Annotated in this window: 2 protein-coding genes and 3 rRNA genes (1 of these 5 only partly in view); all 5 read left to right on the top strand. The window is 58.6% G+C overall.

Annotated features, from left to right (window positions below; translation table 11 throughout):
• Positions 1-131 precede the first annotated feature (131 nt).
• A 16S ribosomal RNA gene (locus tag K789_RS0116035) occupies positions 132-1,655 on the top strand.
• Between the two features lie 515 nt (positions 1,656-2,170).
• Positions 2,171-5,305 (top strand): 23S ribosomal RNA (locus tag K789_RS0116030).
• A gap of 188 nt (positions 5,306-5,493) precedes the next feature.
• Positions 5,494-5,610: ribosomal RNA gene (gene rrf / locus K789_RS0116025) — 5S ribosomal RNA — on the top strand.
• The 16S, 23S and 5S rRNA genes sit together here, the layout of an rRNA operon.
• Positions 5,611-6,115: 505 nt before the next feature.
• Entirely contained in the window at positions 6,116-6,403 is a 288-nt protein-coding gene (locus K789_RS0116020) for an HU family DNA-binding protein (protein WP_024367639.1), read from the top strand.
• Between the two features lie 145 nt (positions 6,404-6,548).
• Positions 6,549-7,588: the 5' portion of a cytochrome c oxidase assembly protein gene (locus tag K789_RS0116015; protein ID WP_024367638.1), read on the top strand. 1,123 nt of this gene lie beyond the right edge of the window; the window shows 1,040 of its 2,163 coding nt (coding positions 1-1,040); the start codon lies at positions 6,549-6,551; its stop codon lies off the right edge, out of view.

Below are 7,588 nucleotides of genomic sequence, written 5' to 3'. Positions count from 1 at the left end.
ATTGTATTGAATTGGTTGAATTGACTGGATCCGCCACCCCGTGGTGTGGTCTGGTTTTTACAGCTGGTTTCAAATTTTGTGCAGCCGGCACGTCCCGTTTTCCCGGGGGTGTTGGTTGTGTCTGTTTTACTTCAACGGAGAGTTTGATCCTGGCTCAGGATGAACGCTGGCGGCGTGCTTAACACATGCAAGTCGAACGATGAACCTCACTTGTGGGGGGATTAGTGGCGAACGGGTGAGTAACACGTGAGTAACCTGCCCTTAACTCTGGGATAAGCCTGGGAAACTGGGTCTAATACCGGATATGACTCCTCATCGCATGGTGGGGGGTGGAAAGCTTTATTGTGGTTTTGGATGGACTCGCGGCCTATCAGCTTGTTGGTGAGGTAATGGCTCACCAAGGCGACGACGGGTAGCCGGCCTGAGAGGGTGACCGGCCACACTGGGACTGAGACACGGCCCAGACTCCTACGGGAGGCAGCAGTGGGGAATATTGCACAATGGGCGAAAGCCTGATGCAGCGACGCCGCGTGAGGGATGACGGCCTTCGGGTTGTAAACCTCTTTCAGTAGGGAAGAAGCGAAAGTGACGGTACCTGCAGAAGAAGCGCCGGCTAACTACGTGCCAGCAGCCGCGGTAATACGTAGGGCGCAAGCGTTATCCGGAATTATTGGGCGTAAAGAGCTCGTAGGCGGTTTGTCGCGTCTGCCGTGAAAGTCCGGGGCTCAACTCCGGATCTGCGGTGGGTACGGGCAGACTAGAGTGATGTAGGGGAGACTGGAATTCCTGGTGTAGCGGTGAAATGCGCAGATATCAGGAGGAACACCGATGGCGAAGGCAGGTCTCTGGGCATTAACTGACGCTGAGGAGCGAAAGCATGGGGAGCGAACAGGATTAGATACCCTGGTAGTCCATGCCGTAAACGTTGGGCACTAGGTGTGGGGGACATTCCACGTTTTCCGCGCCGTAGCTAACGCATTAAGTGCCCCGCCTGGGGAGTACGGCCGCAAGGCTAAAACTCAAAGGAATTGACGGGGGCCCGCACAAGCGGCGGAGCATGCGGATTAATTCGATGCAACGCGAAGAACCTTACCAAGGCTTGACATGAACCGGAAATACCTGGAAACAGGTGCCCCGCTTGCGGTCGGTTTACAGGTGGTGCATGGTTGTCGTCAGCTCGTGTCGTGAGATGTTGGGTTAAGTCCCGCAACGAGCGCAACCCTCGTTCTATGTTGCCAGCGCGTTATGGCGGGGACTCATAGGAGACTGCCGGGGTCAACTCGGAGGAAGGTGGGGACGACGTCAAATCATCATGCCCCTTATGTCTTGGGCTTCACGCATGCTACAATGGCCGGTACAAAGGGTTGCGATACTGTGAGGTGGAGCTAATCCCAAAAAGCCGGTCTCAGTTCGGATTGGGGTCTGCAACTCGACCCCATGAAGTCGGAGTCGCTAGTAATCGCAGATCAGCAACGCTGCGGTGAATACGTTCCCGGGCCTTGTACACACCGCCCGTCAAGTCACGAAAGTTGGTAACACCCGAAGCCGGTGGCCTAACCCCTTGTGGGAGGGAGCTGTCGAAGGTGGGACTGGCGATTGGGACTAAGTCGTAACAAGGTAGCCGTACCGGAAGGTGCGGCTGGATCACCTCCTTTCTAAGGAGCGCCTACAATCACCGTGCCTCATGTATGTGGGTGTGGCGGGGTTGTCAGGAGTACGCCCGTTGCGCAGACGCTAGTTCTGCGGCGGGTGCTCACGGGTGGAATATCAACAAATAGGTGCCTGGCGGCATGTGCCGGCAGCAAGTACGGATCTTCCTTCGGGCGGGTCCTGGAACGCGGCTGGAATGTTTCGCTGGGTAGTGTTTGGCACACTGTTGGGTCCTGAGGCAACAGGACCATGGCTCATGGCCGGGTTCCCTTACGGGGGAGTCTCCGGTGGTGGGGTGTGGGACTTGTGTTTCTGGTTTCCTGGCTGCACCGATCATGCACTGTTGTGTGTGTGGGGTGTGTGGTATGGGGTTGTTGTTTGAGAACTACATAGTGGACGCGAGCATCTTTTATAAGAAGCAATTTCCAAGAATATGAACCTGGATCTGACCTGGGCGCCTTTTGGGTGTGTGGGTTGGTTTTCGTGGTTCTCTCGAAAATTAGTTTTTTTGATCTTTTGTGGTCAAGTTTTTAAGAGCACACGGTGGATGCCTTGGCATTAGGAGCCGAAGAAGGACGTAGGAATCTGCGATAAGCCTGGGGGAGTCGATAACCGGACTGTGATCCCAGGGTGTCCGAATGGGGAAACCCCGCCAGGGGCGCGAGCTGCCTGGTGACCCGCATCTGAACACATAGGGTGCGTGGAGGGAACGCGGGGAAGTGAAACATCTCAGTACCCGCAGGAAGAGAAAACAATAGTGATTCCGTCAGTAGTGGCGAGCGAACGCGGATCAGGCTAAACCGTTCCATGTGTGATAGCCGGCGGGCGTTGCATGGTCGGGGTTGTGGGACTTCCCATTCTGTCTCTGCCGGGACAGTGGGGTGTGTAGTGCAGGCATAGGTGAACGGTCTTGAAAGGCCGGCCAGAGAGGGTGTGAGCCCCGTAACCGAAATGTTGTGTACCGCCCGGGGAGTATCCCAAGTAGCACGGGGCCCGAGAAATCCCGTGCGAATCTGTCAGGACCACCTGATAAGCCTAAATACTCCCTAATGACCGATAGCGGACCAGTACCGTGAGGGAAAGGTGAAAAGTACCCCGGGAGGGGAGTGAAACAGTACCTGAAACCGTGTGCTTACAATCCGTCGGAGCCAGTCTGATTCTGGTGACGGCGTGCCTTTTGAAGAATGAGCCTGCGAGTTAGTGTTACGTCGCGAGGTTAACCCGTGTGGGGAAGCCGTAGCGAAAGCGAGTCTGAATAGGGCGTTGCAGTGGCGTGATCTAGACCCGAAGCGAAGTGATCTACCCATGGCCAGGTTGAAGCGACGGTAAGACGTCGTGGAGGACCGAACCCACTTCAGTTGAAAATGGAGGGGATGAGCTGTGGGTAGGGGTGAAAGGCCAATCAAACTTCGTGATAGCTGGTTCTCCCCGAAATGCATTTAGGTGCAGCGTTGCGTGTTTCTTACCGGAGGTAGAGCTACTGGATGGCTAATGGGCCCTACAAGGTTACTGACGTCAGCCAAACTCCGAATGCCGGTAAGTGAGAGCGCAGCAGTGAGACTGTGGGGGATAAGCTTCATAGTCGAGAGGGAAACAGCCCAGACCACCAACTAAGGCCCCTAAGCGTGTGCTAAGTGGGAAAGGATGTGGAGTTGCGAAGACAACCAGGAGGTTGGCTTAGAAGCAGCCATCCTTAAAAGAGTGCGTAATAGCTCACTGGTCAAGTGATTCCGCGCCGACAATGTAGCGGGGCTCAAGTACACCGCCGAAGTTGTGGATTTCAGATATTAGCTAAGCCGCCCCTTGTGGGTTGGTTCAGGCGTCTGGAGTGGTAGGGGAGCGTCGTGTGGGCAGTGAAGTCGCGGTGTAAACCAGCGGTGGAGCCTACACGAGTGAGAATGCAGGCATGAGTAGCGAAAGACGGGTGAGAAACCCGTCCGCCGAATGATCAAGGGTTCCAGGGTCAAGCTAATCTGCCCTGGGTAAGTCGGGACCTAAGGCGAGGCCGACAGGCGTAGTCGATGGACAACGGGTTGATATTCCCGTACCGGCGAAAAACCGCCCATGCTGAACAGGGGATACTAACCGCCCAATACCTGCCTGACACCCCTTGTGGGTGAAGGGTTTTGGTGGAGCGCGGGACCTGATCCTGGGAGGCAAGCGTATTAACAGGTGTGACGCAGGAAGGTAGCCGAGCCGGGCGATGGTTGTCCCGGTCTAAGGATGTAGGGCGAACGGTAGGCAAATCCGCCGTTCATGATGCCTGAGACCCGATGGGACTCCCGTAAGGGGGGATTCGGTGATCCTATGCTGCCTAGAAAAGCATCGACGCGAGGTTTTAGCCGCCCGTACCCCAAACCGACACAGGTGATCAGGTAGAGAATACTAAGGCGATCGAGAGAATTATGGTTAAGGAACTCGGCAAAATGCCCCCGTAACTTCGGGAGAAGGGGGGCCCCCATCGTGATGGACACTTGCTGTCCGGAGCGTGCAGGGGCCGCAGAGACCAGGGGGAAGCGACTGTTTACTAAAAACACAGGTCCGTGCGAAGTCGCAAGACGATGTATACGGACTGACTCCTGCCCGGTGCTGGAAGGTTAAGAGGACCGGTTAGCCGCAAGGCGAAGCTGAGAATTCAAGCCCCAGTAAACGGCGGTGGTAACTATAACCATCCTAAGGTAGCGAAATTCCTTGTCGGGTAAGTTCCGACCTGCACGAATGGAGTAACGACTTCCCCGCTGTCTCAACCATAAACTCGGCGAAATTGCAGTACGAGTAAAGATGCTCGTTACGCGCAGCAGGACGGAAAGACCCCGAGACCTTTACTATAGTTTGGTATTGGTGTTCGGAGTGGCTTGTGTAGGATAGGTGGGAGACGTTGAAGCCCGGACGCCAGTTCGGGTGGAGTCATCGTTGAAATACCACTCTGGTCACTTTGGACATCTAACTTCGGCCCGTAATCCGGGTCAGGGACAGTGCCTGATGGGTAGTTTAACTGGGGCGGTTGCCTCCTAAAAAGTAACGGAGGCGCCCAAAGGTTCCCTCAGCCTGGTTGGCAATCAGGTGTCGAGTGTAAGTGCACAAGGGAGCTTGACTGTGAGAGAGACATCTCGAGCAGGGACGAAAGTCGGGACTAGTGATCCGGCGGTACATTGTGGAATGGCCGTCGCTCAACGGATAAAAGGTACCTCGGGGATAACAGGCTGATCTTGCCCAAGAGTCCATATCGACGGCATGGTTTGGCACCTCGATGTCGGCTCGTCGCATCCTGGGGCTGGAGTAGGTCCCAAGGGTTGGGCTGTTCGCCCATTAAAGCGGTACGCGAGCTGGGTTTAGAACGTCGTGAGACAGTTCGGTCCCTATCCGCTGCGCGCGCAGGAAATTTGAGAAGGGCTGTCCTTAGTACGAGAGGACCGGGACGGACGAACCTCTGGTGTGTCAGTTGTACTGCCAAGTGCACCGCTGATTAGCTACGTTCGGATGGGATAACCGCTGAAAGCATCTAAGCGGGAAGCTCGCTTCGAGATGAGATTTCCATACACCTTGTGTGTGAGAGGCCCCCAGCCAGACCACTGGGTTGATAGGCCGGATGTGGAAGCGAGGACTAACGACTCGTGAAGCTGACCGGTACTAATAGGCCGATAACTTACACCACACACCACCCCGCGAACCCATTCAAAAGGGGTTCGCACCCAGGGGTGGTACGAAGAAACAAGACTGCTTGCGTCCACTATGTGGTTCCCAAACAACAAACCCGTTGTTCGAGGAACCAAACCAACTGAATAACACCACAGTTGTAACACCAGATTTCCCACCCCCCCACGGGGGTTCGGGACACAAGGTTACGGCGGTCATAGCGTGGGGGAAACGCCCGGTCCCATTCCGAACCCGGAAGCTAAGACCCACAGCGCCGATGGTACTGCACCCGGGAGGGTGTGGGAGAGTAGGTCACCGCCGGAACATCATTAAACGGTCGAGGACCCCCAACCACGTTGGGGGTCCTCCCGCATTTAACCCCCACCACAGAAACACCGACCCTCCCGCACCACCGGTGGCCTGCCGGCCACCCCTCCCGCAGATCGTGACGGAGCGTCCGGGAGTGCCCGAACCATCTCCGAACCTGCAGGCCCCCAGGGTCGCCCGGCGCAGGGAGACGGCACGTGCGGCGCCCGCTGATGGCTGGGTGCCGCGGTCGTGGGCCTCCGGGGAGCGCACGACAGCGTTGCCCCGGATGACGCAGGATCTGCGGGAGCGTCGGGGCGGACGCCGCCGCAGCTGAGGGAGCGTCCGCTGATGGCGAAATATTGGTCCGAAAGGCGCCGTTTCCCGGGTTTTTGTCCAAAAAAGGCCGAAAACACGCGGAATTTGCCACCTCGGCGGCGGCAAGCTGGTAAGTTTTCGGACAGTGGCTTGTGCGCATGCCGTGTGCAGGCTCCAGAAATCATGACCGTCCAGGAGGACATAAATGGCTAAGAACCGTAGTGAACTTGTTGCAGAGGTAGCAGGCAAGGCCGGCACCAGCCAGGCAGCCGTCAACTCCGTGCTGGATGCACTGTTCGAGGTCTTCGAGACCTCTGTCGCCGCGGGCGAAAAGATCACCATCCCGGGCTGGCTTGCAGTTGAGCGCACCGACCGTGCAGCTCGCACCGGCCGCAACCCGCAGACGGGTGAGACCATCCAGATCGCCGCAGGCCACAGCGTGAAGCTGACCGCCGGCTCCAAGCTGAAGGCTGCGGTCTCCAAGAAGAAGTAGTCTTCTTTGAACGCTTGAAAGGAGCGGCGACCCTGTGGGTCGCCGCTCCTTTTTCGTTAATTGAGACGTCCGGCAGCAGTTCCCCGGCAGGCTGCGGGCAGCGCTCGATTCGGTGAGCAGGCGACGCGTAGCGGACAATGGAACTGTGCCTTCTGCAGCAAATCCCCGTGCCACCACCGCCGCTCCCACCCCGACCGGGGGAGCGCGGGGCGCTGTTGCGGGCAACGCCGGGATTTCCCGGCCCTGGCTGTACGCGGGCCTTGCCGCACTGTTCCTCGGACTAGTAGCTGCACTGCTGTTCTCCGGCGCCGCAGCCGCCCGCGGGGTCTCGGACCCGGGCGCCCTGGTCCGCTGGGGACTTCCGGTCAGCAAGGCCGTGCACAACGTTTCGCTGGCCACCGTGATCGGCGGCCTGCTCTTCGCCGTCGGAATCCTGCCCCGCTCGCTCGCCGGCTCCCGGTCCAAAGCCAAGGATGTCCCGGAACACCCGGCCTTCACCCGTGCACTGGCTGTCGCCGCCGCTGCGGGCGCCGTCTGGACACTTTCAGCTGTTGCCGTGCTGGTGCTGAGCTACTCCGACATTGCCGGCCAGCAGATCTCCGGGGACCCGGAATTCACCCGGTCCCTGGTCTACTTCATGACCGACATCGAGACTGGCCGCGCCTGGCTGGCCGTTGTCATCATCGCCGCCGTAGTCACCACCGCACTCTTTGGCGTCCGCTCCCTGGGCGGCCTGGTGGCAACTCTGGTGCTGTCCGTGATCGGCCTGGTCCCGTCGGCGCTGATCGGCCACTCCGCCAGCTCGGCTGACCACGAAGGTGCCATCAACTCGCTCGGCCTGCACCTGGTCGGCGTATCGGCCTGGGTGGGCGGCATCATCACGCTGGCACTGCTCTCCGGGGTGCTGGGTGGCGCTGCGTCGAACTCGAAGGGCGGCAGCCGCCCGGACATCACCGAGCCGACCCTCCGGCGTTTCTCCGCACTGGCAGGCTTCGCCTTCGTCCTCGTCTTCGCCTCCGGGGTGATTAACTCCAGCATCCGCCTGACGTCCTGGGCCGACCTCTTCGGCTCGCCCTACGGTCAGCTGATCCTGGCCAAAGCGGCGGCCACCCTCGTCCTCGGCGGCATAGGCCTGATGCACCGGCGCTGGGTCATCCCGCAGCTGGGCAGCCAAAGCGGCGGGCT

The sequence above is a fragment of the Arthrobacter sp. TB 26 genome (genome assembly GCF_000427315.1).
Lineage (GTDB): Bacteria > Actinomycetota > Actinomycetes > Actinomycetales > Micrococcaceae > Arthrobacter.
This window is presented reverse-complemented; position numbering and strand designations above follow the sequence as displayed.

Coding starts and splice junctions, on each gene's coding strand:
- K789_RS0116020 (WP_024367639.1), top strand. CDS start 6,116: ATGGCTAAGAACCGTAGTGAACTTGTTGCAGAGGTAGCAGGCAAGGCC.